Annotated in this window: 23 protein-coding genes and 1 pseudogene; 12 read left to right on the top strand and 12 right to left on the bottom strand. The window is 62.4% G+C overall.

Features of this window, described 5'->3' with window-relative positions:
- Positions 1 to 54 precede the first annotated feature (54 nt).
- A complete protein-coding gene (locus ASD83_RS13565) occupies positions 55 to 1,515 on the top strand; it encodes a DUF6600 domain-containing protein (RefSeq protein WP_056311692.1) in 1,461 nt (486 codons plus the stop codon).
- A 58-nt stretch (positions 1,516 to 1,573) separates the two neighbouring features.
- On the opposite strand, the gene ASD83_RS13560 is transcribed toward ASD83_RS13565, so the two are convergent.
- The 3 genes from ASD83_RS13560 to ASD83_RS13550 all read right to left on the bottom strand — a co-directional run bounded on the left by ASD83_RS13560 (position 1,574) and on the right by ASD83_RS13550 (position 3,622).
- Entirely contained in the window at positions 1,574 to 2,158 is a 585-nt protein-coding gene (locus tag ASD83_RS13560) for a hypothetical protein (protein WP_156385950.1), read from the bottom strand.
- Between the two features lie 126 nt (positions 2,159 to 2,284).
- The gene (locus tag ASD83_RS13555; RefSeq protein WP_056311688.1) at positions 2,285 to 2,548 is read right to left on the bottom strand and encodes a hypothetical protein; all 264 of its coding nucleotides are present in this window, start codon (positions 2,546 to 2,548) and stop codon (positions 2,285 to 2,287) included.
- Positions 2,549 to 2,728: 180 nt separating this feature from the next.
- A complete protein-coding gene (locus ASD83_RS13550) occupies positions 2,729 to 3,622 on the bottom strand; it encodes a LysR family transcriptional regulator (RefSeq protein WP_056311687.1) in 894 nt (297 codons plus the stop codon).
- A gap of 94 nt (positions 3,623 to 3,716) precedes the next feature.
- Here ASD83_RS13550 and ASD83_RS13545 point away from each other — a divergent pair, with 94 nt between their 5' ends.
- From ASD83_RS13545 to ASD83_RS21500, 4 genes and pseudogenes are all read left to right on the top strand, one after another.
- Positions 3,717 to 4,913 carry an MFS transporter gene (locus tag ASD83_RS13545; RefSeq protein WP_056311685.1) on the top strand — a complete coding sequence of 399 codons (1,197 nt, stop codon included), beginning with the start codon at positions 3,717 to 3,719 and terminating at the stop codon, positions 4,911 to 4,913.
- Positions 4,910 to 5,368 (top strand): cyclophilin-like fold protein, encoded by a 459-nt coding sequence (locus ASD83_RS13540; protein WP_056311683.1) that lies wholly within the window; start codon positions 4,910 to 4,912, stop codon positions 5,366 to 5,368. The genes ASD83_RS13545 and ASD83_RS13540 overlap by 4 nt, the downstream gene beginning before the upstream one ends.
- Positions 5,369 to 5,377: 9 nt before the next feature.
- On the top strand, positions 5,378 to 5,773 hold the full coding sequence (locus tag ASD83_RS13535; protein WP_056311682.1) for a cupin domain-containing protein: 396 nt from the start codon (positions 5,378 to 5,380) through the stop codon (positions 5,771 to 5,773).
- Positions 5,774 to 5,795: 22 nt separating this feature from the next.
- Positions 5,796 to 5,960: pseudogene (locus ASD83_RS21500) on the top strand (IMP dehydrogenase); the annotation flags it as partial.
- Between the two features lie 171 nt (positions 5,961 to 6,131).
- Here the strand turns inward: ASD83_RS21500 and arsK are convergent.
- The 7 genes from arsK to ASD83_RS13500 all read right to left on the bottom strand — a co-directional run bounded on the left by arsK (position 6,132) and on the right by ASD83_RS13500 (position 12,831).
- Complete coding sequence (gene arsK / locus ASD83_RS13530; RefSeq protein ID WP_244489172.1) at positions 6,132 to 7,346, bottom strand: arsenite efflux MFS transporter ArsK; 1,215 nt, start codon at positions 7,344 to 7,346, stop codon at positions 6,132 to 6,134.
- Complete coding sequence (gene arsC / locus ASD83_RS13525) at positions 7,339 to 7,761, bottom strand: arsenate reductase (glutaredoxin) (RefSeq protein ID WP_056311679.1); 423 nt, start codon at positions 7,759 to 7,761, stop codon at positions 7,339 to 7,341. Before arsC ends, arsK begins: the two co-directional genes overlap by 8 nt.
- Positions 7,758 to 8,426, bottom strand: coding sequence for an aquaporin (locus tag ASD83_RS13520; RefSeq protein ID WP_056311677.1), 669 nt, complete (start codon positions 8,424 to 8,426; stop codon positions 7,758 to 7,760). Before ASD83_RS13520 ends, arsC begins: the two co-directional genes overlap by 4 nt.
- Positions 8,416 to 8,754, bottom strand: coding sequence for an ArsR/SmtB family transcription factor (locus ASD83_RS13515; RefSeq protein ID WP_056311676.1), 339 nt, complete (start codon positions 8,752 to 8,754; stop codon positions 8,416 to 8,418). The genes ASD83_RS13520 and ASD83_RS13515 overlap by 11 nt, the downstream gene beginning before the upstream one ends.
- Positions 8,755 to 8,872: 118 nt before the next feature.
- Positions 8,873 to 10,327: a sulfatase-like hydrolase/transferase gene (locus ASD83_RS13510; RefSeq protein WP_056311674.1), complete on the bottom strand. Its 1,455-nt coding sequence runs from the start codon at positions 10,325 to 10,327 to the stop codon at positions 8,873 to 8,875.
- Between the two features lie 49 nt (positions 10,328 to 10,376).
- The gene (locus ASD83_RS13505; RefSeq protein WP_056311673.1) at positions 10,377 to 11,666 is read right to left on the bottom strand and encodes an ABC transporter substrate-binding protein; all 1,290 of its coding nucleotides are present in this window, start codon (positions 11,664 to 11,666) and stop codon (positions 10,377 to 10,379) included.
- A gap of 43 nt (positions 11,667 to 11,709) precedes the next feature.
- Positions 11,710 to 12,831 (bottom strand): LacI family DNA-binding transcriptional regulator, encoded by a 1,122-nt coding sequence (locus ASD83_RS13500; RefSeq protein ID WP_056311671.1) that lies wholly within the window; start codon positions 12,829 to 12,831, stop codon positions 11,710 to 11,712.
- Between the two features lie 101 nt (positions 12,832 to 12,932).
- Between ASD83_RS13500 and ASD83_RS13495 the strand changes: the two genes are divergently transcribed.
- Positions 12,933 to 15,437 (top strand): PIG-L family deacetylase, encoded by a 2,505-nt coding sequence (locus tag ASD83_RS13495; RefSeq protein ID WP_056311670.1) that lies wholly within the window; start codon positions 12,933 to 12,935, stop codon positions 15,435 to 15,437.
- A 369-nt stretch (positions 15,438 to 15,806) separates the two neighbouring features.
- On the opposite strand, the gene ASD83_RS13490 is transcribed toward ASD83_RS13495, so the two are convergent.
- Both ASD83_RS13490 and ASD83_RS13485 read right to left on the bottom strand, forming a co-directional pair.
- Complete coding sequence (locus tag ASD83_RS13490; protein ID WP_056311668.1) at positions 15,807 to 18,146, bottom strand: PIG-L family deacetylase; 2,340 nt, start codon at positions 18,144 to 18,146, stop codon at positions 15,807 to 15,809.
- Between the two features lie 32 nt (positions 18,147 to 18,178).
- The gene (locus tag ASD83_RS13485; protein ID WP_244489171.1) at positions 18,179 to 19,402 is read right to left on the bottom strand and encodes an ROK family protein; all 1,224 of its coding nucleotides are present in this window, start codon (positions 19,400 to 19,402) and stop codon (positions 18,179 to 18,181) included.
- A 197-nt stretch (positions 19,403 to 19,599) separates the two neighbouring features.
- Between ASD83_RS13485 and ASD83_RS13480 the strand changes: the two genes are divergently transcribed.
- The 6 genes from ASD83_RS13480 to ASD83_RS13455 all read left to right on the top strand — a co-directional run bounded on the left by ASD83_RS13480 (position 19,600) and on the right by ASD83_RS13455 (position 26,216).
- A complete protein-coding gene (locus ASD83_RS13480) occupies positions 19,600 to 20,835 on the top strand; it encodes an extracellular solute-binding protein (RefSeq protein WP_056311665.1) in 1,236 nt (411 codons plus the stop codon).
- Between the two features lie 122 nt (positions 20,836 to 20,957).
- Positions 20,958 to 21,890 (top strand): carbohydrate ABC transporter permease, encoded by a 933-nt coding sequence (locus ASD83_RS13475; RefSeq protein WP_056311663.1) that lies wholly within the window; start codon positions 20,958 to 20,960, stop codon positions 21,888 to 21,890.
- 2 nt (positions 21,891 to 21,892) lie between these two features.
- Entirely contained in the window at positions 21,893 to 22,741 is an 849-nt protein-coding gene (locus ASD83_RS13470; protein ID WP_156385997.1) for a carbohydrate ABC transporter permease, read from the top strand.
- A gap of 3 nt (positions 22,742 to 22,744) precedes the next feature.
- Positions 22,745 to 24,253 carry an argininosuccinate lyase gene (argH, locus tag ASD83_RS13465; RefSeq protein ID WP_056311660.1) on the top strand — a complete coding sequence of 503 codons (1,509 nt, stop codon included), beginning with the start codon at positions 22,745 to 22,747 and terminating at the stop codon, positions 24,251 to 24,253.
- Positions 24,253 to 25,320: an ABC transporter ATP-binding protein gene (locus tag ASD83_RS13460; RefSeq protein WP_056311658.1), complete on the top strand. Its 1,068-nt coding sequence runs from the start codon at positions 24,253 to 24,255 to the stop codon at positions 25,318 to 25,320. The genes argH and ASD83_RS13460 overlap by 1 nt, the downstream gene beginning before the upstream one ends.
- Positions 25,317 to 26,216: a carbohydrate kinase family protein gene (locus ASD83_RS13455; protein WP_056311656.1), complete on the top strand. Its 900-nt coding sequence runs from the start codon at positions 25,317 to 25,319 to the stop codon at positions 26,214 to 26,216. The genes ASD83_RS13460 and ASD83_RS13455 overlap by 4 nt, the downstream gene beginning before the upstream one ends.
- Positions 26,217 to 26,389: the final 173 nt, after the last annotated feature.

The following is a 26,389-nucleotide window of genomic DNA, read 5'->3' as shown; positions in this document are numbered from 1 at the left end:
GCGGCCATCTCGGGATGGCTGCCTTTTTTCTGGCCCCAACTCATGAGGACGATCATGTTGAGATCGCGTCTTCTTGCCGGCGTTGCGCTGGCTGTCTTGAGCCTTCCCGTTGTCACTCTCTCGCCCAGCCTACCCTTTGGCGCTAGCGCCGCGCAGGCGCAGTCGGCCAATGTCAGTTTTCAGCTGTTCTTCGATCAATTGCAGCCCCATGGCGTCTGGGTGCGCCATGCCCGCTACCAATATGTCTTCTGTCCAACAGGCGTCGATGCCAGTTGGCGCCCCTATACCCAGGGCCGCTGGCTCTATGTCGAGGGACGCGGCTGGTATTTCGCCTCGGACGAACCCTTCGCCTGGGCGACCTATCACTATGGCCGCTGGTTCCCAGATCGCGAGCTCGGCTGGTGCTGGGTTCCGGGTGCCAAATGGGCCCCGGCCTGGGTGAGCTGGCGCCGCAGCGACGATGTCGTCGGCTGGGCGCCCTTGCCGCCGGAAGAGGACGGCTATGCGGTCAGTGTCGTCATCCGCGAACGCGACCTGCCGGAAGGCTATTGGGTCTTCGTGCCCACCGAGCGCTTCATTGAACCCGACCTTGCCGTCAGCATCGTTATCGGCAGCGAGCAGCCGGACTATTATGCCCAGACCCAGTTCCTGGGGCCGGTCGTGGTCGAAGGCGATGTCGTCGTCAACAATGTCATCGACGTCACCTATATCGAGCAGACGATCAACCAGCAGGTGATCGTCTACCAGCCGCAGGAAGCCGCCAGTCCGGCGGACCAGTCGATAGCGGTTGAGGCCCAGACCATCGCCGTCTTCGACCAGGACGTCGCTGTGCCTGAAGCCGAAGCGGCGCCGCCTGAAGCGGTTGAGGAAGACCAGGCGCCCGAGGCGATCGAAGCGGCCGGTGGTACGGCCGGTGCTACCGCAGAAATAGCGGCAGAGGGAGAGGCCGAGGTTGAAGCGCAGCCAGCCGCTCCAGCGGAGGAACAGCCCGCTGCGCCAGCAGGCGAAATCGAAGCGGCGCCCGCTGCCCCTGACGCTGCGGCTCCAGCCGTCGAGCCCGCGCCCCCGGCGGCGGAAGCCCAACCGGCCGATGCTGAGCAACCGGCAGCAACGGATGAGCAACCCGCCGCCGAAAAACCGCCTTGCCCGCCGGAATCCGTGGTCGATGGCAAGTGTCCGGTGACCGAGGAGCAGCCGCCTGCAACAGAGCCTGTAGCTCCGGCCGAACAGCAGGAGCCTGCGGCGCCCGCGGAGCCTGCCGCTCCTGCCGAGGCGAGCGAGCAACCCGCTCCGGAAGCCGCACCTGTCGAACAGCCGGCGCCCGCTCCGGAAGCAGCGCCCGCCGAACAGTCGGCGCCGGCTGAAGAAGCGGCGCCTGCCGAGCAGGCGGCCCCGGTCGAGGCGGCTCCACCGGCCGAAGCGGCGCCCGCTGCGCCCGAGGCGCAGCCCGGCGATGAACTCCCCTGCCCACCGGAAGTACGGGTGGATGGGAAATGTCCTCCCGAGGCCCAGTAAGCGAAAAAGGGGCGGCTCCGGCCGCCCCTTTTGTCTCGATGTCATGCCGGCAGAAAAATCAGATCGTTACGGAAATCTGACCGTTGCTCGATCGGTTCGCGGCGATCCTGGCCCGCATCCTAGGCGCAAAGCCCAAGCCGGTCAGGCGGCGTTGCTGCTGTGGGGTCAGCGCCAGCCAGACGAGGGATCGGGAGGCATGGTCCAGCTCTCCGAATTCACTTTGATGAGCCTTGCTGCGCGTCTGGATTTCGAAAATACGCCGATCGATCGGCTTGGGCAGCGTCATCATCACCGAAAAGAGGCTGGCAGCATACGAGGGCGATAATTGGAGATTGCGGTCAAAGTGGAGTGCAACTTCCAAGATGGTGGGATCGTCGGTTGCGCCCAGACACTGGCTGATCACGTCCCGGCAGGTTTGCTGCTTCAGGCGCGCCGTCAATCCATGCAACTGGGCTCGTATCGCTTGCGGATTGAGCCTGACGCCATCGATCGCGCCGCCAAGATCATATCGCCCGACGCATCGCTGGCAGATCCAGAGGCTCTGCGCATCGCGCTCTACCTCATAGGTCACGCGTTGCCGTTCCTGACCACAAAAGCCGCAGCACGTGCCAAAGGTGACGTCATCCGCCAGCGACCAGCTCAAAGACCAGTCCCCGGGTTTGCCGATTGCTTCATGCAATCTGTAGCGGAGCCGCGATCCGGGCATAGGCAGTCTCGCAATTTCTGGGTCTAGGAGGCGAGGGCGGCGGCGCAGCCGCCCCCCGGAGCATCAGTCCACGCGCTTGTCGTGGATGAGGTCACCGACATTCTCGAACTCTTCGGGATAGGCCTCAACGATACCCTTAGGGTTTCCGGAGGCGTAGCCATTGTCCCGGTCCCGTAGGTGCTGGAACATGGCGCCGGCATTGTTGAAGCTTGTGCCGTCCACCAGTTCATAGCGTTTGCCGCCCCCATTGTTGGTCGCGGGATCGGCGTAGACGCCCGACGTCGCGAAAAGGGCGATGGCGAGGGCCGCGGTTGCTGGCTTGATCATGGTAGCTTTCCTTGCGTTCTAGCGTCGATGCGGGACCGTAACATGGGGCGCCTGACATCGACCTGACACGGCCAGTCAGCTTGGCGCGGCCGGCGAGCAGCCTTCGTTTCGAACCACCGGGCGCGGCCTGTCGCGATCTCGATTTCAGCCGGCACAGTCCTCCCGCCTCGGGCGGAAGACTTATTGGTGGTGCCGCAGTGCGGCTACGACGACCGACATTGCTGGGGAAAGCTGACGGCGGCTTGGGTATGACAGGTGATAGCCGGGGAACGAGCGTGACCACCCGTTGAGCACCTGGACAAGAACGCCCTGGGACAGATGCTCCGTGACTATATCGTCCGGCACATAGGCGATGCCGTGCCCAGCGACGGCCGCTTCGACCATGGGCAGGCTCGAATTGAACGTCAATTGCCCCTCCACCCGCACACGCAATTCGCGACCGTCCTTGGCAAACTCCCATGCGTAGAGCCCGCCACTGCGTCCCTGCCGATGGTTCATGCAGTTGTGGTGCACGAGATCCTGCGGAGATTCCGGTATGCCGCGCTGCGCCAGATAGGTGGGGGAAGCGACGGCGACAAGACGCCAGTCTGGCCCGATACGCACAGCCACCATGTCTTTTTCCAGGCTTTCCCCGAGCCTGACACCGGCATCGAACCGCTTCTCGACGATATTGCGCAGGCCGTTGTCGATGCTGAACTCCAGGTGGATATCGGGATAGTCGGCAAGCACCGGCCGCAGCTTGGGCCATACGAGCCAGTCATAGGCGTGGTCGGAAATGGTGATCCGCACAAGGCCGGAAGGCTTTTCGCGCAGGGCCATCAGGCCGGCAATGTCCTGCTCTATATCGGCAATGCGCGGCGCCATTGAGGAAAGCAGGCGCTCGCCCGCCTCGGTTGGCGAAACGCTTCTTGTCGTGCGGGTAAGAAGCCGCAAGCCAAGGCGCTGCTCCAATTGCTTGATGGTGTGACTGAGTGTTGATTGAGAGGTGCCAAGCTTTGCCGCGGCTCTCGTAAAGCTGCGCTCTTCGGCAACGGCGATGAACCACAGCAGGTCGTTCAGTTCACGTCGTTGCATCGCTCGACATCCTCGTTATTTATCGGCTGGCGATATAAGCACATGCGGATTTGACCGGCTAATCAATATGAAAAGACCGGCATAGTGTGCGGCCATGACCACAGAGCAAATCGCCAGACCCAGTTCCTTTAACGTCAGCACGCCATGGCTGGGCGTCGCCTGCCTTTCCCTGATGACCTTCGTGCTGATCGCCTCGGAGTTCATGCCGGTTAGCCTGCTGACCCCGATTGCCGCCGACCTGGGCATCACCGAAGGTCAGGCTGGCCAGGCTATCGCGGTTTCGGGGCTCTTTGCCGTGGTAACGAGCCTTTTTGGCAACGCCTTGCTGTCGCGCTGGGATAGGCGTGCGGCCGTCATCCTCTACACTATGGTCCTGATCGTCTCCGGCATTGCCGTCACCTTTGCTCCCAACTACCTGATTTTCATGGCTGGCCGGGCGCTCGTCGGGGTCTCGATCGGCGGCTTCTGGTCTCTGTCCACCGCCATTGTCGCGCGGATGACGAGCGGGGCCGACCTGCCCAAGGCATTGGCGATGCTGCAAGGCGGGACGGCGCTGGCCTCGGTGATTGCGGCCCCTCTGGGCAGTTTCCTCGGTGGATTGATCGGCTGGCGTGGCGCCTTCTTTATCGTCGTGCCTATCGGCCTCGCCGGTATCGTCTGGCAGTTGCTTGTCTTGCCCAAGCTGCCACCAACCCATGACGTTTCCGTCGGCACCATGTTCGCGTTGCTGGGTAACCGTGTCTTTGCCATCGGCATGGCTGCCACGACCCTTGCCTTCATGGGGCAGTTCGCGGCATCGACCTATTTCCGGCCCTATCTCGAAGGCGCTACCGGCCTCGACGTGAATGGCCTGTCGCTGGTGCTGCTGGGTCTGGGGCTGGCGGGCCTTGCTGGCACGACCGCGTCGGGCTTTGTCCTCCGCAAGCATCTCCGTGCCATGCTGATCGTATTGCCAACTGCGTTGGCAGTCCTGTCGCTGACCCTCATTGCCTTCGGCTCCATCCCGGTCGCAGTCGCCGCCCTGATGGTTCTCTGGGGCTTCTTTTCGAACCCTATCCCCGTTGGCTGGGGCACCTGGATGACGCGCATCATTCCACATGACCTCGAGGCCGGCGGCGGTCTGCAGGTGGCGCTGATTCAGTTCGCCATCACTGCCGGCGCGTTCGGCGGCGGGCTGCTGTTCGATACGAGTGGCTGGCGCGGCCCATTCATTCTGTGCGCGGTGTTGCTCGCAATCGCGGCAAGTCTTGCCTTCCTTGCCACCCACCCGGGAAAGGCCGAGCGCTCATGAGCTCGAGCTTTCAACGTCGTACGGTTTTGACCGGTGCCCTTGCGGGCCTGCTGCTGCCGATTGCTGCGAGAGCCCAGACCCCTGACTCCAGCACACAGGAGCTGACTGACATGCGCATACGCTTCGCCTTCAGCCATTTCACCATGACAGCAACGCTCTACGACAACCCGTCGGCACATGATTTTTATGCCATGCTGCCATTGGCCCTGACCATTGGCGACTTCGGCCCGAACGAGAAGATTGCCCACCTTCCGCGCAAGCTGACCGAGGAGGGGAACGGCGCCTTCAGCAACGAGCAACCTTACGACCTCTGCTACTATATGCCGTGGGGAAATCTCGCCATGTTCTACGCCACCTACCGGCATCCCGGCCTGATCCGGCTGGGCCGCTTCGAGGAGGGCTACAAAGCCCTGCATGAGCGGGGCGAGTTCCCATTACGCATCGAAGCCATCTAGGAGCACATCATGGACATCATCCGCGCAGGGGCGACGCCATCGGCCAAAGGTCCCGCCGACTGGTTCACCGGGACAGTCCGCATAGACACCTTATTCAACCCGTTCGACAAGGAGCGTGTCCAAGGCGCCCATGTAACCTTCGAGCCGGGCGCCAGGACGGCGTGGCACACGCATCCGCTGGGCCAGACCCTCATCGTCACGTCGGGCTCGGGCCGGGTACAACGCGAAGGCGGTCCGGTCGAGGCTATTCATCCCGGCGACGTGATCTGGTTCGCCCCCGGAGAAAAGCATTGGCACGGCGCGTCGCCGGAAACCGCCATGACCCATATCGCGCTTCAGGAGGTCAAGGACGGCAAGGTCGTCGACTGGATGGAGCACGTTTCCGACGCCCAATACGGCGTCTGAAAGCAACGAAGGAGAACTGGAAGTGTTTGCAACTGTCCTGCATGGTCCCGGCGATGTGCGCTTCGAGGATGTGGCCGAACCTAAAATCCTCAAGCCGACCGATGCCATCATCAAACTGGCGGCGACCTGTATCTGCGGGTCGGACCTCTGGCCCTATCGCGATCTCCAGCGCCAGGAGGGGCCCCAACCCCGGCAAAGTGTTCGACCAGGTGCTGCCCCTTGCCGATGTGGCGGAGGGTTATAGGGCGATGGACGAGCGGCGGGCCATCAAGACGTTACTACTGGTGTAGGACCTAAGCCGTCGAAACGGCGAAGACTGCCGGTTTCGCAGTCGGGGGTGCTCCAGGCGTCCTCGACGCTATGCGGGCCGGGAAGCGGTGAAGACGCCAGTCCCAGACTTGGTACGCCGCCAAATCTCTCCAAACACGCCGACACAGACGACGCCCGCAGCTGCAAGGAGCCAAAGCGACGGCTTGGGACCGATCGCGCCAAGAGCGAGCGACAGGGCGAACGGAGCGATTGCCGACAGGCATAGCCTGCCCATGCTGATCCAGCCCAGCCGTTTGCCGTAGCCGGCCTTGCCGAAGAGAGCCAGGGGTAAGGTTCCGGACACGATGCTGAAAAGCCCTGAGCCGAGGCCAAAGACGACCGCGAATGCCATGGCCCCCGGGATGGATGGTGCCGACAGCGCGAGAACCATGATCGCCAGCGGCATCATCGTGGCGGACACGACTGCGAGGATAGGGGCCGGGAGATCCTTGCCCAAGAACAGGTTGATCAAGCGGCTCGCGACCTGCGCAGGCCCGAACAGGGTGGCGACGAACACGCCGCTTGCCCCGAGCCCGAGTACCGCCAGCATGGGCACGAGATGGAAGAGGATCGCCGCCGAGACGAAGCCGGCCAGCGAGAACCCGACGACGACGAGCAGGAAGATGACACTGGCGTCGGCAACCGCAACCGGTTCAATGGCAACCGCTGCAACGGGGCGCGCAGCAGCGGTTCGGGCGAACCGGGTCAACCACAGGTGCAGCGGCAGGCAGATGATCAGGTTCATGCCGGCGAAGAGGAAATAAATCTGATGCCAGTCTATGGACTGCAGCAACCATGTCGTCAGCGGCCAGAAGATCGTCGATGCGAACCCCGCGATGAGGGTGAGATAGGTGATGCTTCGTTGCGCCTTGGCACCGGTTGCCTGCGCCAGCAGCGCGAATGCTGAGGCGTAAAGCACGAAGGCCGAGGCCAGCTCGATCAGGATCACGCCGCCGAGAAAGAGCCAGGCGTCGGTCGCCAGTCCGCAAATCGCCAGCGCGAGTGTGGCGCCGATGGAGCCGAAGGACAACACTCGGGCGGCACCATGCTTGTCCGCCAAAGCACCGGAATAGGGCGCGATGACGCCGCCGGCCAGCAGAGCCAAAGACATGAAACCATAGACCCACTCGACACCGATTTCGAACTCCGCGGCGATGCTCGGAGCAAGAATACTGAAGCTGTAGTAGAGGGTGCCATAGCCGATGATCTGGGTGACGCCGAGCGCCCAGATCGCTGCGGCATTTGACTGCGGTGCGTCAGACAAGGCGCTTGCCTTGGGCATCGATGACGACTTCGCCGTCTTCCTTGGTAAAGGGTCCGATATTGGGATTTTCGAGGATATCGAGCACGGCCTCGGACGGCCGGCATAGCTTCGTGCCGCGCGGGGTCACGACGAAAGGACGGTTGAGCAGGATTGGATGAGCCGCGATGGCGTCAAGCAGTTCGTCATCGCTTTTCGCCTCGTCGCCAAGCCCGAGATCGTCGAACGGCGTATCCTTCTTCCGTAGCGCTTCGCGCATCGTCAGCCCGGCATCTGCGACCAATTTGACGACGGTGGCGCGCGTGGGCGGGGTCTTGAGATATTCGATCACCTTGGGCTCCACCCCGCTCTGTCGGATCATGTCCAGTGTGTTGCGCGAGGTGCCGCAATCGGGGTTGTGGTAGATGGTGACGCTCATGCTGTACGCTCTTTCGAGAGAAGCCATTGGCTGACCGCCAGGGCGAGAATGGCGCCGGCAAGCTGCGCGGCGACGAATGCGGGCACATCGATCGGGCGGATTCCCGAAAAGCTATCGGTGAATGCCCGGGCGATGGCGACCGCGGGGTTCGCAAAGCTGGTGCTGGCGGTGAACCAGTAGGCCGCTACAATGTAGCAAGCCACTAAAGCGGGGATAGCCGCCGGTTTGTGCCGAACACCGATCAGAATAGTCAGCAGCAGCCCGAAAGTGGCGATACCCTCTGAAAGCCACTGCGCCGCGCCCGTGCGGACCTGATCGCCGAGCACCAGAACCGGCGCCTCGAACATGAGGTGCGCAACGGCGGTGCCAGCCACAGCCCCAATGATTTGTGCGCCGACATAGAGGCCCGCCACGCGCCACGGCAGCACCCGCTGCAAGCCCATCACCACGGTAACGGCGGGGTTGAAATGTGCGCCCGAGATCGGTCCGAGTAACGTTATCAGAACGAAAAGGATTGCGCCTGTCGGCAGTGTATTGCCGAGGAGGGCAAGCGCGACATCTCCGGTCAGGCGCTCGGCCATGATGCCGCTGCCGACGACCGTTGTGACGAGCAATCCGGTGCCGAGCGCTTCGGCGACTAGCCGCCGGTTGAGATCAGCATGCACAGGCCGTTTCCTTGTCGGCTGGCGCGCAGACGTCCGGATGCCCTTGGCAGCAATCCATCATCAGGAACTTCACCAGCGCCGCCAAGCCATCGTAATTTGCCGAGTAAATGATCGAGCGAGCTTCGCGCCTCGATTGAATAAGCCCGGCCCGTTCGAGATTGGACAGATGAAAGCTCGCGCTCGACGACGAAGCGCCGACCTTCTCCCCGATCGCCCCCGCGGGCAGTCCCTCAGGACCGGCAACGACCAAGGCCCTGACCATTTGCAGCCGGGTCGGTTGGCTCAGGGCCGCGAAAGCATCGAGCGCTTGCAGTTCCTCGAGTTTCATTTCAATATCTCAATGATTGTTGAAATGATGGTTATCCCAGTATGACGGAGCACGCAACCATCGACGGTGAAGTCGAGAGCGCGGCGTGTTCTTTTAACGCGGGATAGCGGCCTTGGTTTTATCCTCGCGGCGGGGGATACTGCAGGCCGCGCTGCAAATAGAGATCGCGGTCATGTGTCGACATTTTGGTGGTGGCGGAAAAGCCGGCCAGTTCGCCGTCGCGGATGTAGTCGAGGTCCGAACCATAAAGCTCGGCGATCAAACCATCGGTGAGCTCTCGCCTGATGTTCTGATGATCTATTGAGTCGATGAGATTGCGCTGCTCCAAGGGATCGTCCTCGATATCGAAGAGCTGCTGCTGGTTGCCCGCCGGGTACCAGATCAGCTTGTGGCGGCCGTCGTGTTGCATGCGTGTCGCTTCGAGCTCTTCGACGCATTCGCCATAGAGCGTGCTTCTCTTGTCGCCCTTCAGCATCGAGCGCCCGGTGCAGGACGTCGGCACCGGGATGCCGCAAAGGTCTAGCAGGGTGGGCATGACATCCTGTAGTCCCACTAGCCTATTGTCGATTTGCCTGGCGGCATTCTCGGCGAAGCGGCCAGGTGACAGGATCATCGGAATATTGGCCGATTTCTCGTACATCAGCCTTTTAGCGAACAACCGGTGGTCGCCAAGCATGTCTCCATGGTCGCTGGTGAAGAGAATGATGGTGTCGTCGAGCAAGCCCTCTTCGCGAAGGGTGCCAATGAGTATGCGCAATTGATGATCGATGTGGGTGCAGAGCGCATAGAAGGCGCGTCGGATATCGGCCACCTGTTCCGATGTGAAATGTGCCCAGTGCCGGCGAACGTAATCGAGCACCGGTGCCAGGGAATTGCTGTCGCCTGACCAATCACCCTCGGCGGCAGCGTCCATTGTGCGCCCTGCATAGCGTTCGAGATAGTCGCGGAGCGGCGCCAGGGGTGGATGGGGATGCGTATAAGACACATACCAAAAACCTGGCCGCGTCGGATCGCGCCGCTTGATCATCCTCGCTGCCGTCTCCGTCTGCCAGTTGGTCGGATGCGTATCCTCCGGTAGGTGCCAGTTGCGCCAGACGTATTCATTGTTGCCCATGCCATGCATGAACTGACGTCCTGCATAGCCGCGTTCGGCCAGAAACTGCTCGTAGTCATCGATCATGCCATCGACCTGCCGGCCTTCTTCAGCGAGCATGACATCGTGGAAGCCGATACGGGCGCGCGGCGGATAGACGTGCAGCTTGCCCACCGCATAGGCCTGATAGCCGGCACCGACGAAGGCATCTGCCAGGGTCGGCACCGAAGGCATTTTTAACTTGCCTTGAAAGATGCGATCGCCATGCGCGCGTGGGTTCTGGCCGGTCATCAACGTGCGCCGCGCCGGAACGCAGACCGGGCACTCCGAATACGCTCGGCGGAAGCGCGTTCCGGAGCGCGCAAGGGCGTCCAGCGTTGGCGTTTCGATCACCGGATGTCCCGCGCAGCCCAGGAGTTGGCCCGGCCATTCATCGACGGTGATCAGAAGGACGTTGGGGCGGCTTGTGCTGTTGATCATGGGCTCGGAACAGGTTGCCCGGCCACCGAAGTGGCCGGAGAAGTGGAAATTAGGCGCGGTCGAGCAGGCCCTTGGCGCCCTGAACCAATGCGGCGCCGCCATCGCCAGGCGACATGCTTTCGAACGCGACCTGCTGACTGACCTCGAAAACCAAGCGCGTGACCTCGCCGGCGCCTGGCGGGAGCGGCGGGGGCAGGGGGCCGACCAGATCGCCGAGGCTGGCGACGAATTCTACCGAGGCCCGCTCCGCCGGCTTCAGATCATCGACAATCGCTTCGACGAGACGGGACGATGATGGAATGCCGCGCTCGGCGCCGAGGATCTTGGCCGCTTCCGGCGTGCCCGTCAGGAAAGCCAGCAAGGCCACCGCCTCATCGGGGAATTGGGTTTGCGCCGAGACGCTGAGCCGGGTCGCCGGCCGCAGATAGTGACCAGGGGCCGAGGTCTCGCTGATGCGCGGAAAGGGTACGGCCTCAACCGTCTCGGCTAAGGACGCCTGCTGCGGTCCGATCTGATTGGCGAGCATGAAGGAGCTGGCGGAGTGTCCGAGCGTCAGGCCCGTCGTGTCGATGCCGCCCTGTTCCAGGGCCTGCACGTCGGCAGGCACGCAGGCTCCGCTCATGCGCATGCCGGCCCAAAGCTCGAACCAGCCGGACGCGTCCTGCTCATCATATCCAAGCTCGCCTTCCGGCGTATAGAGGGCTTTGCCCTGCTGCTTGAGCCAGTTCTCGAAGGCGATGTCGTTGCCGCTGGCGTCGCTCGTGCCGTAGAAGTTCGAGCGGGGGGAGGCCTTGCTCAGCTTCAGGCAATTCTGCGCGAACTGCTCATAGGTCATGCCGTGGCGAGGCGCTTCGACGCCGGCCTCGTCCCAGGCCGTCCGGTTGATCAGCAGAGCTGCGGAATTCACCCCGAAGCTGACGCCGTACAGCTTGCCTCCGACTCTATTGGCATCGATCTGGTCGGTCGGGATATCCGACAGGTCCAACACATTGCCGAGATAAGGGTCTAGTTCAAGCAAGGCACCACGGTCGGCATATTCAGCGATATAGCGGAAGTCCATCTGCAAGAGATCGGGCGGATTGCCACCAACGACTTGCGTCGCCAGGCGAACGAAGAAGTCTTCGAACGGCGCCGTTTCGCCCGCTATGGTCACACCCGGGTTCTGCGCCATGAAGGCGTCCATGGCAGCTTCGGTACGCGCGAGCCGATCCTGATTGCCCCACCAGAAGAAACGAAGGTGTCGATCCTGCGCAAGGGCTACTCGCGTCAGAAGCGGGGTGGCCACAAGTCCGGCAAGTGCGCTCGCAAGAACGTGGCGCCGGGTTGGTAAATAGGTCATTCTGGTCTCCTCCAATTCATGACTGTGCCCTTGTCCTCCGTGCTCAGGCGCTTTCCCTGTCGATAACCGACCAAGGAACTGCAAATGTCCGGTTTTCTGCGCCGGGAACTTTCTCGATCCGGTCGATCAAGTGCTCGATAGCCTCTTCCAGCGAAGGGCGGCTCGGGCCGATGGTCGTTAGCGCGGGGAAGCACAGGGCGCCTTCCTCGGCATTGCCCGAACCGACCACGGCGATCTCAGCAGGGACCCTGATGCCCATCCGTGAGAGGGCTTGGATGACCGACACTGCGCTGGAATCGGACTGGACGAGAATGGCGTCGGGTCGGACCGGCCCCTGAAGCACTGACTGTACTATCGCTACTGCACTCGCACGCCGCTCCGCCCCGATGACGATGCGGGCCGGTGGCAAATCGTTTTCGATAAGAATTTCATCAAGGGCCGAGGAGCGTCCTGCATCCTGCGATTGGGCGTGCCGGATGTAGACGAAGCTTCGACGCCCCTTGTCAACAAGACGGTTCACAATGGAGCGGAATGCCGGCAGACGATCCTGGCGCACGCTAGAGAATTTGGGGATGTCCTGAGGCGGGTGCAACAGGAGCACTTCCTTGCCCAACTGCGTCAGAGGCATGAATAGCTGATCGATCTCGAGCGGGGTGAACTGCTCGACTTCAGCGATGATTCCATCTGCCAAACCGGCTTCCACCTGCCCGACGACATCCCTGCACGCGGAAAAGTCCCGTCCCATGACGAGCACCGAGGAGTAGGATCGGCGCCGGACGGTGGATTCCACGTCGGCCGCGATACCATCGGCGAAGGGCGTGCCGATCCGGGGCATCATCAGACAGACGCGCCGCGTACGCTGCATCCGCAAATGGCGCGCATTCTGGTTTCGCACGTAACCCAGTTCAACGATCGCAGCTCCGATGCGGTCACGCGTTTCCGGGGTGATCCGCCGCACCAGCTCATCCTTCCCGCTCAGCACATAGGACACGGTGGCCGCCGACACGCCGGCCCGCTTCGCTACGTCAACGATCGTCGTTTGCTTGCGAGACACCGCGACTGCCTTTTTGCTTAAACGTTTAAGCAGCGTAAGTTCGGGTTTTGCCGGTGTCAACTTGTCTGCCGTCGGGTCGATTAAATTCCTTCCAAGAATGTTGATTAACACACTTGAGTTAAGTTAATCAGGCTCACATAGTCTGTCGCGAAGCTGTCATGTCGACCGGCCGGAGGGGTCGGCGGCGGGGCAGTCAAGGAGAGGATTGCGTAATGCCACGTTTGACACGTCGAACTTTCATCGCGTCGGTGCCGCCGCTTTTGGCCGCCACACAGATTCCCGCCTGGGCGGCGCCGGCCAGCGATCTGGAGCTGATTGCAGCCCAGAAGGGCGAGCCCAAAATTGTAAAACTCTATCGGCAGCTTGAGCGCCTGACCTCGACCGTGACGCTGATGACGACCGGTGCGCATCCCGACGACGAGCCGAGCGGCATGCTGGCGGCACTGCGCCATGTCTATGGCATTCGGCCGGTGCTCTATTGCATCACGCGCGGCGAAGGCGGGCAGAACGCCATCGGGCCGGAACGCGGTTCGGTGCTGGGCGTGCTGCGTACGCGTGAAATCACCGAAGCGTCGCGTTCGCTCGATGCGTCGCTGGCTTTTGGTAGCCAGGGCCACCACGACAATATGCACGATTTCGGGTTCTCCAAGGACCCGAACCAGACGATCGACCGCTGGGGCCGCGATCGGGTGATCGAGCGCATGACCTGGGCGGTGCGTCAGTACAAGCCCGACGTGATCATGAACTGCTTCCTCGATGTGGGCGGGCAGCATGGCCACCACCGGGCGGCGAATGTTGCGACGTTTATCGTGGCCGGGATTTCCGGCAATGCTGAGGAGTTCCCCGATCAGATCGCGGCTGGGTTGAAGACCTGGACCGTGCCGAAAATCTACCAGCCGGCATGGGGCGGCGGCGGCGGCGTTTATGACGATGAAACCCCACCCCCGCCGACAACGCTGGTGGTGCGCGCGCCTGAGCGCGATCCGATCTCCGGCGCTACCTTCCCGCAGATGGGCGAATGGTCGCGTTCCTGCCACCTGACGCAGGGCATGGGCCGTTGGCAGCCCAAGCCGCAGACCGAATGGCCGATCAATCTCTCCTGGGCCGCCAATGGCGAAGCCGGGAAGGAAGAGGGCGACATTCGCGATGGTCTGATCGCAACGGTTGGTCACATTGCCGAACTCGATGGCATGCCGGTATCGGCTGCCGACGCACTGCGCAATGCGCAGGGGCTGATCGAGGAAGCGCTGGCCGATTATGGCGATCCGGTTGTGGTGGCTCAGCGGCTGGTGGAAATCGGCAAGGCCGTGGCGGAAGCCCGCTCGACGCTGCCGACCGAGTTGGAAGACCAGGTGGCGCATCGCCTTGATCGCAAGATCAAGGAGGTCGACCTGGCGTTGGCGACGGCGGCGGGCATGCAGGTGCGCGCCTATACCGATGGGACCGATCTCCATCCGGGCCAGGACATCGTGGTCAAGGCGATGGTCGATGCGCCGGACAGCATCACCGTCGACTCGGTTGAGGTGATCGCCCGTGCTGGCATCACCGGCGCGACGGCTGAAGATGGCGTCAAGGTGAGCGTGGCGGCTGATGCGGCGCTGACCAATCCGCTGACCGAGCAGTTCGATCCGCTCGGCGGCAATGGCGATGCCTTTGTGCGTCTGGTGGCGACGATTGCCGGGCACAAGGCTGTGCTCGACGTGGACCTCGAAGATGCGCTGCGCGTGTTGCCTGAGGCTTCGCTTGAACTCAAGCCCGATGCCGTGGTGTTCAATACCGAAAGCGAGATCTCGCCGGTTGCGTTCACTGCAGTGGTTTCGGGCGGCACGACGGCCGATCTCGACTTCCAGCTGCCCGAAGGCTGGCTGATGGCCGCCAAGGGCGAGACGGGGCTCGAAGCAGGGACATTCGAACTGACGCCGCCGGCCGAGTTGGGCACGGAGCGCATTACCATCGCGCCGACGCTGCTGGGTAAAGAGGCCTATGCCATCAACGTCTTCACCTATCCCCATATCGGGCGGTCGGTGGTGCCGACCGAAGTGGCGGTGCCGGTGCAGTCGGTTGGTGCGGTCATTCCGGAAGGCAAGATCGGCTATATCGGCGGGGGCAATGACAATGTTGCCACCTGGCTCAAGCGCCTGGGCGTTGACCTCAAGGAATTGAGCCCGTCCGATATGGAAGCGGGGGCCTATCGCGACCTCGATACGCTCGTTGTCGGCATCTTCTCGTTTGGACGCCGGGCGGATCTCGTCGCAGCGCTGCCGGGCGTGCATGAATGGGTCAAGAAGGGCGGGCACCTCGTCACCCTTTACCACCGTCCGTCGGACGGCTGGGATCCGGCGACTGTGCCGCTGGCCTTCCTCAAGATTGGTTCGCCCTCGATCCGCTATCGCGTGACCGACGCCAAGTCGGCCGTGGATGTGCTCGAGCCCGATCATCGGCTGCTCACCTACCCCAATGCCATTACCCAGGAAGACTGGGACAATTGGGACAAGGAGCGTGGGCTCTATTTCGCTTCGGAATGGGACGAGGCCTATGTGCCGCTGCTCGCCATGGCCGATGCGGGCGAAGAGCCGCTCACCGGGTCGCTGCTTTCCGCCGAGATCGGCGAAGGACGGCATACCCATACCAGCCTTGTGCTGCACCATCAGCTCGACAAGCTGACGCCGGGTGCCTTCAGGATCATGGCGAACCTGATCCAGCCCGCGAAGCGCTAACGTCACTTCGGCTCGCGTAAACTCCCAACGTGAGTCGCTGTCGCGCCCTCCTGACGCGGCGAAACCCTCGGCCAGGCCTGGCCGAGGGTTTTTTGCATTTTTGGGGCGAAAGTAGACCTCATCCTGAGCCCGTCGAAGGGCGAGGTCGTGGCAATGAAGCCTCCACTCTCTCGACCTCGTGGTTCGAGGCTTTGCTTTGCTCCGCGCCTCACCATGAGGTCTTCGGGAGTGGGCTATCGCTTCTGCAGGTCGAGGCGGGTGGTGAGGACGAGGGCGCCGCCGGCCTTCACCAGCACCGTCATGGCCGTGACCAGCAGCATATCGCCCGCGAGCCAGGCAAAGCCGGCTCGCGATGAAGCAGAGTGTATGTCAGGCGGACTGCAACAGGTTGGCCATCAGGCGGAAGGCGCCGGGAACGAGTTTTTCCAACTGGTGGTGGAGAACGAGGCTGGTGTGAGTGTGGCGGCCTTCGCCGATCTTTGCCGAGAGTAGCGAGCCGATGAGGGGCTTTTCGCCCGCGTCGCTCATGGCGAGGAGCGGGGTATAGGCAGCGTCCCAGGACGAGGCGAAATAGAGGCCGCGTTCCTTATCCCAGCCAGCAAAATCGTCAGCGGTGATGCGGTTGGGACCGGAAAAGAGCTTGTGATCGGGCTCAAGGAAATTGACCTCGGCGGCGGGATTGGTGGTGCGCCAGCGCAGCGAGGGGCTGCCGATGGTGATGGGGCGGGGCGGGGTCTCGCCGGGTGTCCAGCCATCGCTGGGGCGGTGATAGAGAGTGACGAGATGGCCGCCGGCTTCCACCCAGCGGTGGAGCTTTTGGGTTGCCGCTTTCAGGTCCTGGCGGAGGCGGAAGGCAAAAATGCCGACGATGATGGTGTCGTATTGGGAGAGATCACCGGCGAGGGCCTCGACGTCGAGTTCGGTGACGTCGGCGCCCATGCGGTTGAGCCAGAGGCCGACGCGGTCGGAGCCGCCGCCGATATAGCCGATGCGGGTTTCGGGCAGTTTCAGATCGAGGGCGAGAATGTCCAGCGACAGGGGACGTGCGAAACGGGTGTGGCCGATATGGGGATAGGCGATTGGCGTGACGCCGAAGGCTGGGGTGCCGTCGACCAAGAGGGGCAGTGTATAGCGACCGGCGGCGAGCAGGATATCCGAGGTCACGAGAAAGCTGTTGTCGCGCTGCGTGATGTCGAGGCCCAGGGCACTGGGGAGCGAGAGCCGGCTGAGGTCGATATCGGCCTTGATGGTGACGGTGTTGGTCGTGGCGGCCGGGAGCGGAAGAATCAGGGCTTCGGGCGTGATGGCGACGCTATAGGCGGGGGCGAGTTGCAGGTCTTCTTCGGTGTCGCGGACAAAGCGAATGGTTTCACCGCTCACTTCGGCTTCGACGAGGAGCGAGACATTGCCGTTATTGCCGAGGCTCAGCCAATCGGGGCGGAAGGCGTTTTCGATTTTGGCGTCGCTGCGCGCCGTGAGCGGGATTGTCGCGCGGTCGCCGGACATTTCAACCGAATCCACGGGGGTGAAGGCACCTGACGTGATGGGCGTGACGCGGATGTTTTTAGCCTCGTCGCGTTCGACTTCGACGATGAGATCAACGGTTTCGCCGGGGGCCACGCTGGCCGAGGAGACCGAGGCGTAGATTTCGACGCCGGCGGCGATGGCACTGGCGGCGTCGAGTTCCCTGAGTTTTCGGGCGAGGCGATGGGCGTGTTCGGGGGCGATGTCCTGCTGGGCGGCGCTTATGGCGCGGCGGGCGATGCTGAGAGCGGGGAGAATTGCTGCGCTATTGGGAAAGGCGGCCACGGCTTGCGCCAGGGCCGCATCGGCTGCGGCGAGATAGGGCGAAGAGCCGAGATCGGCGAGGGATTTTGGCAGGTCGTCGAGCAGCTCGCTTTGGGCATTGGCGCCGACGTGATGGAGCGCCCATTGCGTTTCGCCGGGATGACGCCAGTGGCCCATATTCTGGCTGGCGTGGAAGGCGCGCGACACTTCGCCGAACTGCCAGAACGGCATGCCGGTCGCGAAGTCGGAGCCGGTGGCCGTGACCAAAATATTGGCGTCGGGCGGGGGGACTTCGTCATCATAGGTGTCGCCGCCGCCAGACCAGGCGGGGAGGCAGAATTTTGCGACCGTCCAGGGGGCGAGGCCGTCGGTTTCGTATGCGGGATCGGCGGCAAGAGCCAGGGCGCGCTCGGCGGCCTCGGTCATGGCGCGATGGTGGCCGTGCTGGCCGGGGACGTCCAGGAAGGTGGGGATGACGATGTCGGGGCGGAATTCCCGGTAGGCGCGAACGAGGCGGTCAATGGTGCGGTCTTCGCCCCAGCGGGAGAGGGTGTCGGGGCCGGATTTGGAAAAGCCGAAATCGTGCACGGGATCGTCGGGGCCGTGGCCAAGCCAGGCGACATCGGCGTCGAGGGCGCGGGCGGCTTCTTCCATTTCGCGCGAGCGCATGACCCCGAGGACGCCGCCGCGCTCGGGGCCGAGCGTGTTCTGGCCGCCTTCGCCGCGGGTCGAGCAGGCAACCACGACGCGCATGCCCATCTGGTGGCGCATGGCAGCGAGCATTTCGCTGTGTTCATCATCGGGATGGGCGCCGGTATTCATCACCGTCACGCTGGAGCGCAGGCGCGACAGCGCGCGGGCAAGGGTGACGAGGCGGGGTTTTGCCGCGCGGCGGCGCAGGCGTTCGGGAGGGGTGAGCATAGGGCGGTCCAGAGTTTTTTAGACGAATGGCGTCAGGCGACCGGGTCGGAGACGCTGAGATGGGGTGAAACCGTGTCGAGGAGCGGCAGGGCGGCGGCGCCGAGGGCGGCCGTCAATTGTCCGGTCTGGCCGCAGATGGCGCGGGGGAGGCTGCGTTTTTGCCGCGTGGCGACGGAAACAGGCAGGGGATCGAGCGCTGCAATGACCGCTTCGAGCACCGAATCGGGGAGGCCGCCGCCAAAAATGACCGTCTCGGGATCAAAGATGTTTTCGAGCATGGCGACGGTGGGCGCGAGATAGTCGGCTGATATTTCGATCCACTCGGCGAGGGTCGGATTGGCGTCGTCGTGGAGCTTTTGGATATCTTCGACGGTTGCGGCATAGATGCCGGCCATGGCGAGGCGTTCGCGCAGGGCAAAGACCGAGACGAAGCGTTCGAGAGCGCCTGCGGGGCCATAGTGAACCTTGCCCTTGCGCGGGACGAGGCCGACATGGCCGATTTCGCCGGCATTGCCGAAGGCACCGCGGAGGGGCCGGCCTTCCTGGATGACGCCAAGGCCAAGGCCGACGCCGAAATAAAGGTAACAAAAACTGCCGAGCTGGCGGCCGGCGCCATAGAGGCGTTCGCCGACGACTGCAGCGGTGGCGTCGTTTTCCACAACCACGTGCTGGCCGGTGGCCTTGGCAAAGAGAGCGGCGGCGTCGACGCCGGTCCAGCCGGGGAGGGTGGCGGGGCCGACGGAGCTCATGCCTTCGACTTCGAAGGGGCCGGGCATGACGACGCCAATGCCCAGGAGCTTGCTGCGGTCGGCGCCGAGCGAGGCTTGAAGGCGCTGCACTTCGGCGGTGACCTTGTCGGGCACGGTGTCGGGGCCGGTGGCTTCGAGCGGCAGGATGGATTTGGCGCGCACGCCGCCCGAGAGGTCGAGCAGAGCGGTAACCATATGATCGGCGGCGATTTCGACGCCGGCAGTGAGCGGGCCATTGGGATTGACGGCGAACTGGATCGGCGGCTGGCCGCGGCCGGAGCGGAGGCGGCCGAGTTCGACGAGAAGGCCCTCTTCGAGCAGTTCGTCGACGATATTGGCGACGGCCTGGGGCGTCAGCTGGGCGCGGCGGGCGATCTCGGTACGGCCGAGATGCTCGTGGAAGCGAATGACTTCGAGCACCACGCGGCGATTATGCGCGCGGTTGCGCTCGGGATTGGACCCGATGGCCACGCGCTGACGCAAATCTTTCTTGTTGCGGCCGTTCAAATCCGTCGCCTCCCCCATGTGTCTGGCTAGCACGGCAATGAAGGGTGAGACTAGTCGGGCAACAAGATAACGCAAGTAGATTATGTTATTGACAAGCGCGTGTCACATATTGGACGTTGAGGGTCTGTCAGGCGGCGTGGGCCGCGTTTTGGCATGAGAGAGCCGTCGGAGGGTCGACGCTCCAAAGGAGGGACTTTATGCGTAAGGCATATGTGGCCGGGCTTGCAGCCGGCATCAGCTTCATCGCAATGGGCGCAGCCCAGGCTGTGGAAATCGAATACTGGCAGTATGTCTTTGACAGCCGTGTTCAGGCCATGGACCAGCTGATCGAGAAATTCGAAGCGGCGAACCCCGATATCACGGTCAAGCAGACCACTTTCCCCTATGCGGACTACCAGACGCGCGTTGTCGCCGCCAAGGTTGCCGGCCAGGGTCCGGACGTGGTGCAGCTGTTCTACGGCTGGACCGACCAGTTCGTGAATGGCGGCCTGATCCAGCCGCTCGATCCGGCTGTGTTTCCGCATGCCGAAATCGAAGCCGACTTCTTCCCGATCGTTTCGGCCATGAAGCGCGGCGAAGATTATTATGGCCTGCCGACCGCCGTGCGTTCGCTGGCGCTCTTCTACAACAAGGCGATTTTTGCCGAAGCCGGCGTCGAGCCGCCGACTAATCTCGAAGAGTTTTTGGCGGCTGCGGAAGCCACCACCAAGCGCGATGGCGCGGGCAATATCACCTCTGCCGGCATCACCCTCGACATGGCTGGCCAGGATCACCACTGGTGGCGCGAAGTTCTGATCCGTCAGAACGGCGGCGTTCCTTATGATGCCGAAGGCAATGTTGCCTATAACGACGCTGCCGGCGCTGCTGCGCTAAAATTCTACACCGACCTCCAGACCGAAAAGAATGTCGGCCTCGTCGGCTTCATGGATGAAGGTCAGGCCGCGTTCCGTGCTGGTCTTGCCGCCATGACGATCGATGGTACGTTCCGCCTCGGCGCTTTTGCCGCCAACCCGTTCGAATGGGGCGTGGTGGAATTGCCGGCTGATGCCAATGGCATGCGCTCGAACTATTCGAGCTACTTTGCCAACGGCATCGGCGCGACCTCGAGCGGCGAAGAACTCGTCGCTGCCCAGAAGTTCCTCCAGTACATCTCCTCGCCCGAAGCGATGGAGATCTGGCTGAATACGGTCGGCGAACTGCCCGCACGTCGCGACGTGGCCCTGACCGAGGCGAACCTCTCGGATCCGATCCGCGGCCCGTTCCTCAAGGGTCTCGAATACGCCCACACCACCCAGTTCTATGACGAAGCCGCGCAGCGCCAGACCTCTATCGACATGGTCAACCGCGTGCTGCTCGAAGGCCAGTCGATCGAAGACTCGGTTGCTCAGGCTGCTGCTGCCGAACAGGCGATCATCGATCAGGGTCGTCAGTAAGGGATAGAGCCTCAGGGCTCTAGCCTCGCCAAAGCCACCGGCCATCGGCCCGGTTTGTCCGGGTGATGGCCGGTGGTAATTTGGCGTCTCGGGGACACCCGGCAAACATCGCAGGAGCGAACATGGCGTCGGCGAACGCAATTGAACAACGAGGCCCGGTGCGCTTCTGGGACCGCCTGAACATCGGCACCAAGCGTGTCATCTGGGCCTGGGCCTTTCTGGCCCTGCCCATCATCTTTTATGCCGGTATCCGGTTTTATCCGACATTCCAGGCCTTCTGGCTGTCCCTCACCAATTGGGACCTGCTGCGGCCGGCCCAGTTCATCGGCTTTGCGAACTACCAAAAGATGTTCGCGGACCCGATCTTCTGGAAAGTGTTCCAGAACACTTTTCTTTACCTGATCATCGGTACGCCGGTGAGCCTCGTGATCTCGTTCGTGATTGCCTATTATCTCGATCGCGTGCGCATCATGCACAGCTTCATCCGCGCGCTATACTTCCTGCCGTTTCTGACGACGGCCGCGGCCATGGGCTGGGTGTGGCGCTGGTTTTATCAGCCGGTGCCAATCGGTGTGATCAATGGGTTTCTGTCCTCGGTCGGCATTGCCCAGCAACCCTTCCTGCGCTCGGTCGATCAGGCGCTGTTTTCCATCCTGATCCCGGCGATCTGGGCTGGCCTCGGGTTTCAGATCATCATTTTCATGGCTGGCCTGCGCGCTATTCCCGGCACGTTCTATGAAGCTGCGCGCATCGACGGGCTCGGCGATTGGGCGATCCTGCGGAAGATCACCATTCCGCTGCTGAAGCCGACGACGGTGTTCCTCGTGGTGTTCTCGTCCATCGGGTTCCTGCGCATTTTCGACCAGGTCTACAACATGACCACCAATGATCCGGGCGGGCCGCTGAATGCGACCAAGCCACTGGTGCTCATGATCTACCAGACCGCGTTTTCGTCCTATCAGATGGGCTATGCCGCAGCGCAGACCGTGGTGCTGTTCACTATCCTCCTGATCGTGTCCCTGCTCCAGCTCTATGTGCTGAGGGAAAAGAAATGACCATGGCCTCGACCCAAGAGCTGGCGGCCAATCGCCGCGATATTCGCCCCGGGCGCATCATAGCCTGGACCCTGCTGCTGATCGGCGGGCTGATCATGATCACGCCGCTGCTGTTCATGTTCTCGACCTCGCTGAAAACCTCGGGTCAGGTCTATGACCTGAAACTGATCCCGGCGGCGCCGACGTTCGACAACTATATCAAGGTGCTGAGCGACGGCCGCTTCATGCAGTGGTTCTTCAACTCGACCTTCATCGCGTTGACCGTCACGCTGTCCAACGTCTTCTTCGATAGTCTCGTCGGCTATACGCTGGCGAAATTCGAATTCCGCGGCCGCTACTTTATCTTCCTCGCCATCCTCTCGACCCTGATGATCCCCACCGAAATGCTGGTGATCCCGTGGTACCTGATGTCGAGCCAGTTGGGTTGGCTGAACTCCTACTGGGGCATCATGTTCCCCGGCATGATGACGGCTTTCGGCACCTTCCTGATGAAGCAGTTCTTCGAGGGCGTGCCCAACGATTTCCTTGAAGCGGCGCGTGTCGACGGACTCAACGAATTCACCATCTGGTGGAAGATCGCCATGCCCATGGTGGTGCCGGCGATCTCGGCACTGGCCATCTTCACCTTCCTCGGCAATTGGACCGCATTCTTCTGGCCGCTGATCGTCACGACTTCCAAGGAGCTCTATACATTGCCTGTCGGCATTTCGAGCTTCTCGGCGGAGGCTTCCATTCAATGGGAGCTGATCATGACCGGCGCCGCCATGGGCACCATCCCGACGCTCCTCGTCTTCCTTCTCCTGCAGCGCTACATCGTTCGTGGCGTGATGCTGGCCGGCCTCAAGGGTTAAGCCATGACCGATCCTCGTTCTACCGATCAGTCGGTTTTCCCCGATCCCGTATACAAGGAAACCGTGCTGGCGCCGCTGTTCGACGGCGCCAAGGACCACCATGTCGAAGGTTTTCGGGCCATCGACCGGGCGCATCTGGTGATGCTCACCGAAACCGGTATTTTGGATATTGGTCAGGCGCGCGAGGTCGCCGCGGCGCTCGAGAGCATCGATGCGGAGATTGAGCCTTCCGCACTCGTCTACACGGGTGAGGTCGAAGACTTCTTCTTCCTCATCGAAAAAGAGCTGAAAAAGCGCGTCGGGCCCGATCTTGGCGGGCGTCTCCATACAGCCCGGTCGCGCAATGACATTGATCATACCCTCTTCAAGCTAGGGCTGCGCGAACGACTAAATGTCCTGATAGCCCAGGCGTTAAAGCTGCATGCGACGCTGATCGATGCGGCAGAGCGCGAAAAGGATACGTTGATCGTTGCCTATACCCATGGGCAGCCGGCGCAGCCGACGACGTTCGGGCACTATCTTTCGGCGATTGTCGAATTCGTCGGGCGCGATATCGAGCGGTTGTTCGAAGCCTATCGGATCGTCGAGCTTTCCCCCATGGGTGCGGCGGCGATCACAACGACGGGCTTTCCGACGGATCGGGCACGGGTGGCGGAATTGCTGGGCTTTGCGGCGCCATTGCAGAATTCCTATTCGTGCATTGCCGGCGTGGACTACATCACGTCGACCTATTCGGCTGTTGAACTGATGTTTCTCCACCTCGGGCGTCCGATCCAGGATTTTCAGGTGTGGACCAGTTTCGAGGTGGGGCAGATCTATGTGCCCAATAGCCTCGTGCAGATCTCCTCGATCATGCCGCAAAAGCGCAATCCGGTGCCGATCGAGCATCTTCGGCATCTGGCGAGCCAGACGACGGGGCGGGCCCATGCCATGCTCACGGTGATGCACAATACGCCCTTCACCGACATGAATGACAGCGAAGGCGAAACGCAGGCCATGGGCTATCAGGCCTTTGCCTCGGCCTATCGCGTGCTCGATCTTCTGGCCGCGCTGGTCGAGCAGATCCGCATCGATCCTAAGAGGGTGCGGGACAATATTTCGCGCTCCTGCATCACCATTACCGAATTGGCTGACTCTCTCGTGCGTCGCGAAGGGCTTTCTTTCCGCGAGGGACACGAGATTGCGGCGTCCGTCGCCAAGGCCGTTGTGGCCCAAGGTGGTGACCTCGTCACCGATGGTTATAGGCCATTTACCGCGGCGTTCGAAAAGGCGACGGGGCGGACCTCTGTGCTTGATGAGACCAGCTTCGCCGAAATCGTCTCGCCGGAATATTTCGTTGCCGTGCGCACCCGCTTCGGCGGGCCGGCGCCGGCGCCGCTGAACGCGGCCATATCAGGTTATCGGCAGGACGCCGCGCGGCTGGCCGACATTCATGAAAAAATACTGCGCCGCCAGGCTGATGCCGCGCGCATGCTCAAAGAGCGCTTTGGCGCATTGAAGGGAACTGCTTGATGGCCAAGATCGAACTGCAGAAACTGGTCAAGGAATACGGCAAGACCCGCGCCGTCCATGGCATCGATCTCACCATCGAGGACGGTGAGTTCGTCGTTTTTGTCGGGCCATCGGGCTGCGGCAAGTCGACAACGCTGCGCATGATCGCCGGGCTCGAAGACATTTCGGGCGGCAACCTGCTGATCGGCGGCGAGGTGGTGAACCAGCGCGAGCCCAAGCAACGCAATATCGCCATGGTGTTCCAGAACTACGCCATCTATCCGCATATGACCGTGGGTCAGAATATCGGCTTCGGGCTTTATACGGCCAAGATGACGAAGGCCGAAAAGCAGCAGCGCATTGCCGAAACCGGCAAGATTCTGGGCCTCGAAAAGCTGCTCGACCGCCGCCCGGCTGCCCTTTCCGGTGGGCAGCGCCAGCGCGTTGCCATTGGTCGCGCCATGGTGCGCGATCCCGTGGCCTTCCTCTTTGACGAGCCGCTCAGCAATCTCGACGCGCAATTGCGCGCGCAGATGCGCATGGAGATCAAGAGCCTCCATCGCCGGCTTGGCACCACCATCGTCTATGTGACGCATGACCAGGTCGAAGCCATGACCATGGCCGACAAGATCGTCGTCATGCGCGACGGCAATATTTTACAAGTTGGGTCGCCGACTGATCTTTATGAAAATCCGGTCGACGTCTTTACCGCGCGCTTCATCGGCAGCCCGTCGATGAACATGGTGGAAGGCGTGATTGCCGGTGGCGCTCTCAGCATTGAGGGCGCAACGGTTTCGGGGTTCACCCTGCCCAGCCAGGAAGGCAAGACGCTGATCGGCATTCGCCCGCACGATCTGGTGGTGGGCGAAGCGGGTGGCGCGGGGCTTTCGGCGTCCGGCACGGTCGAGGCAGTCGAGCCGCTGGGCTCGGAAACGCTGGTGCACCTCACCATGGGCAAGGCGCAGGTGATTGCTACGGCGCCGGGTCGCGTCGTGCCTGCCATCGGCAGCACCGTTTCGGTCCATGCAGGAGCCGGCTCGCTCTACCTTTTCGATGCTGCCAGCGAAAAGGCTCTGGGCCGCGCATGACCTCTTCTCTTCCACGCGCCGGGGCTGTGCTCAATCTCGGCCGCATCTATTGCGACATGGTGTTTCGCGGCCTCGACGGCATGCCCCAATTGGGGCGTGAACTCTTTGCCCGCGATTTTGCCCTCACGCCGGGCGGCGGCGCCTTGATTACTGCCGCACATCTGGCAGCGCTTGGGCGCCATTCGGCGCTACTTGCGCGATTTGGGACTGATGCGCTGTCTTCGTCTGTGTCAGCCGAGATCGAGGCCCTTGGGCTCGACCTGCAGTTTCTCGACAGACACGAAACGGCCGGGCCTCAACTCACCGTCGTCATGGTGCATGACGGGGACCGCGCGTTTCTCTCGCGTCGCGCTGGCCATGCGCGCCCTGCGGGTTTCGAGATGGGCCTAGCCTGGTCCGAGGCGGCGCACCTGCATATCGCCGAATATGCGACGCTGCATGAAATGCCCGACGCCATTGCCAAGGCCAAAAGCCATGGGCTGACGGTGTCGCTCGATCCAAGCTGGGATGACGCGCTTATCCGCGATCCCATGTTCTTCGAGCGGGCGGCGGGGACCGATGTTTTCCTCCCAAACATGGAAGAGGCGGAGGCACTGACCGGCAAAAGCGAGCCCGAGGAAGCGCTTTCCGTGTTGCGGCGGCATTTTCCCGTCGTCGCACTCAAACGTGGCGGGGATGGCGCTGTTTTGTCAGTAGGCGATACGGTCATCGCGCTGCCCAGTCCGCTTGTCGAGGTGGTGGATACGACGGGGGCGGGCGATGCGTTCAACGCCGGCTTTATCCACGCCTGGCTCGGCGGCGCGGACAGCCTCGCGGCCCTGACGGCGGCTATCGCGGCCGGCTCGCGGTCGGTCCAGGCTTCCGGCGGCACCGGCAGCATCCGCAGCGCGAGTTGATCCTCTCTTCATGGGTGACGATTTCAGCGCGCCAGCAGCAGCGGTTGCGTCCACGTCGGGCTAACCGACCGTGGGTCGCAGCCCAGAAGCTAAAAACTGTCTGAGTTATCAAAAATACGCCGGCACCACTTCGACTAATTGGCTCGTCACCCGTTGCCTTAGTCCGATGGAGC

The sequence above is a fragment of the Devosia sp. Root685 genome (genome assembly GCF_001427875.1).
Lineage (GTDB): Bacteria > Pseudomonadota > Alphaproteobacteria > Rhizobiales > Devosiaceae > Devosia.
The sequence above is the reverse complement of the archived record's forward strand: the minus strand, read 5'-3'. Positions and strand labels throughout refer to the sequence as shown.

Excerpts from the sequence above, each read along its gene's own strand:
- ASD83_RS13565 (WP_056311692.1), top strand. The coding sequence starts at position 55 with ATGTTGAGATCGCGTCTTCTTGCCGGCGTTGCGCTGGCTGTCTTGAGC.
- ASD83_RS13555 (WP_056311688.1), bottom strand. The coding sequence starts at position 2,548 with ATGATCAAGCCAGCAACCGCGGCCCTCGCCATCGCCCTTTTCGCGACG.
- ASD83_RS13550 (WP_056311687.1), bottom strand. The coding sequence starts at position 3,622 with ATGCAACGACGTGAACTGAACGACCTGCTGTGGTTCATCGCCGTTGCC.
- ASD83_RS13545 (WP_056311685.1), top strand. The coding sequence starts at position 3,717 with ATGACCACAGAGCAAATCGCCAGACCCAGTTCCTTTAACGTCAGCACG.
- ASD83_RS13540 (WP_056311683.1), top strand. The coding sequence starts at position 4,910 with ATGAGCTCGAGCTTTCAACGTCGTACGGTTTTGACCGGTGCCCTTGCG.
- ASD83_RS13535 (WP_056311682.1), top strand. The coding sequence starts at position 5,378 with ATGGACATCATCCGCGCAGGGGCGACGCCATCGGCCAAAGGTCCCGCC.
- arsC (WP_056311679.1), bottom strand. The coding sequence starts at position 7,761 with ATGAGCGTCACCATCTACCACAACCCCGATTGCGGCACCTCGCGCAAC.
- ASD83_RS13515 (WP_056311676.1), bottom strand. The coding sequence starts at position 8,754 with ATGAAACTCGAGGAACTGCAAGCGCTCGATGCTTTCGCGGCCCTGAGC.
- ASD83_RS13510 (WP_056311674.1), bottom strand. The coding sequence starts at position 10,327 with ATGATCAACAGCACAAGCCGCCCCAACGTCCTTCTGATCACCGTCGAT.
- ASD83_RS13505 (WP_056311673.1), bottom strand. The coding sequence starts at position 11,666 with ATGACCTATTTACCAACCCGGCGCCACGTTCTTGCGAGCGCACTTGCC.
- ASD83_RS13495 (WP_056311670.1), top strand. The coding sequence starts at position 12,933 with ATGCCACGTTTGACACGTCGAACTTTCATCGCGTCGGTGCCGCCGCTT.
- ASD83_RS13490 (WP_056311668.1), bottom strand. The coding sequence starts at position 18,146 with ATGCTCACCCCTCCCGAACGCCTGCGCCGCCGCGCGGCAAAACCCCGC.
- ASD83_RS13480 (WP_056311665.1), top strand. The coding sequence starts at position 19,600 with ATGCGTAAGGCATATGTGGCCGGGCTTGCAGCCGGCATCAGCTTCATC.
- ASD83_RS13475 (WP_056311663.1), top strand. The coding sequence starts at position 20,958 with ATGGCGTCGGCGAACGCAATTGAACAACGAGGCCCGGTGCGCTTCTGG.
- ASD83_RS13470 (WP_156385997.1), top strand. The coding sequence starts at position 21,893 with ATGGCCTCGACCCAAGAGCTGGCGGCCAATCGCCGCGATATTCGCCCC.
- argH (WP_056311660.1), top strand. The coding sequence starts at position 22,745 with ATGACCGATCCTCGTTCTACCGATCAGTCGGTTTTCCCCGATCCCGTA.
- ASD83_RS13460 (WP_056311658.1), top strand. The coding sequence starts at position 24,253 with ATGGCCAAGATCGAACTGCAGAAACTGGTCAAGGAATACGGCAAGACC.
- ASD83_RS13455 (WP_056311656.1), top strand. The coding sequence starts at position 25,317 with ATGACCTCTTCTCTTCCACGCGCCGGGGCTGTGCTCAATCTCGGCCGC.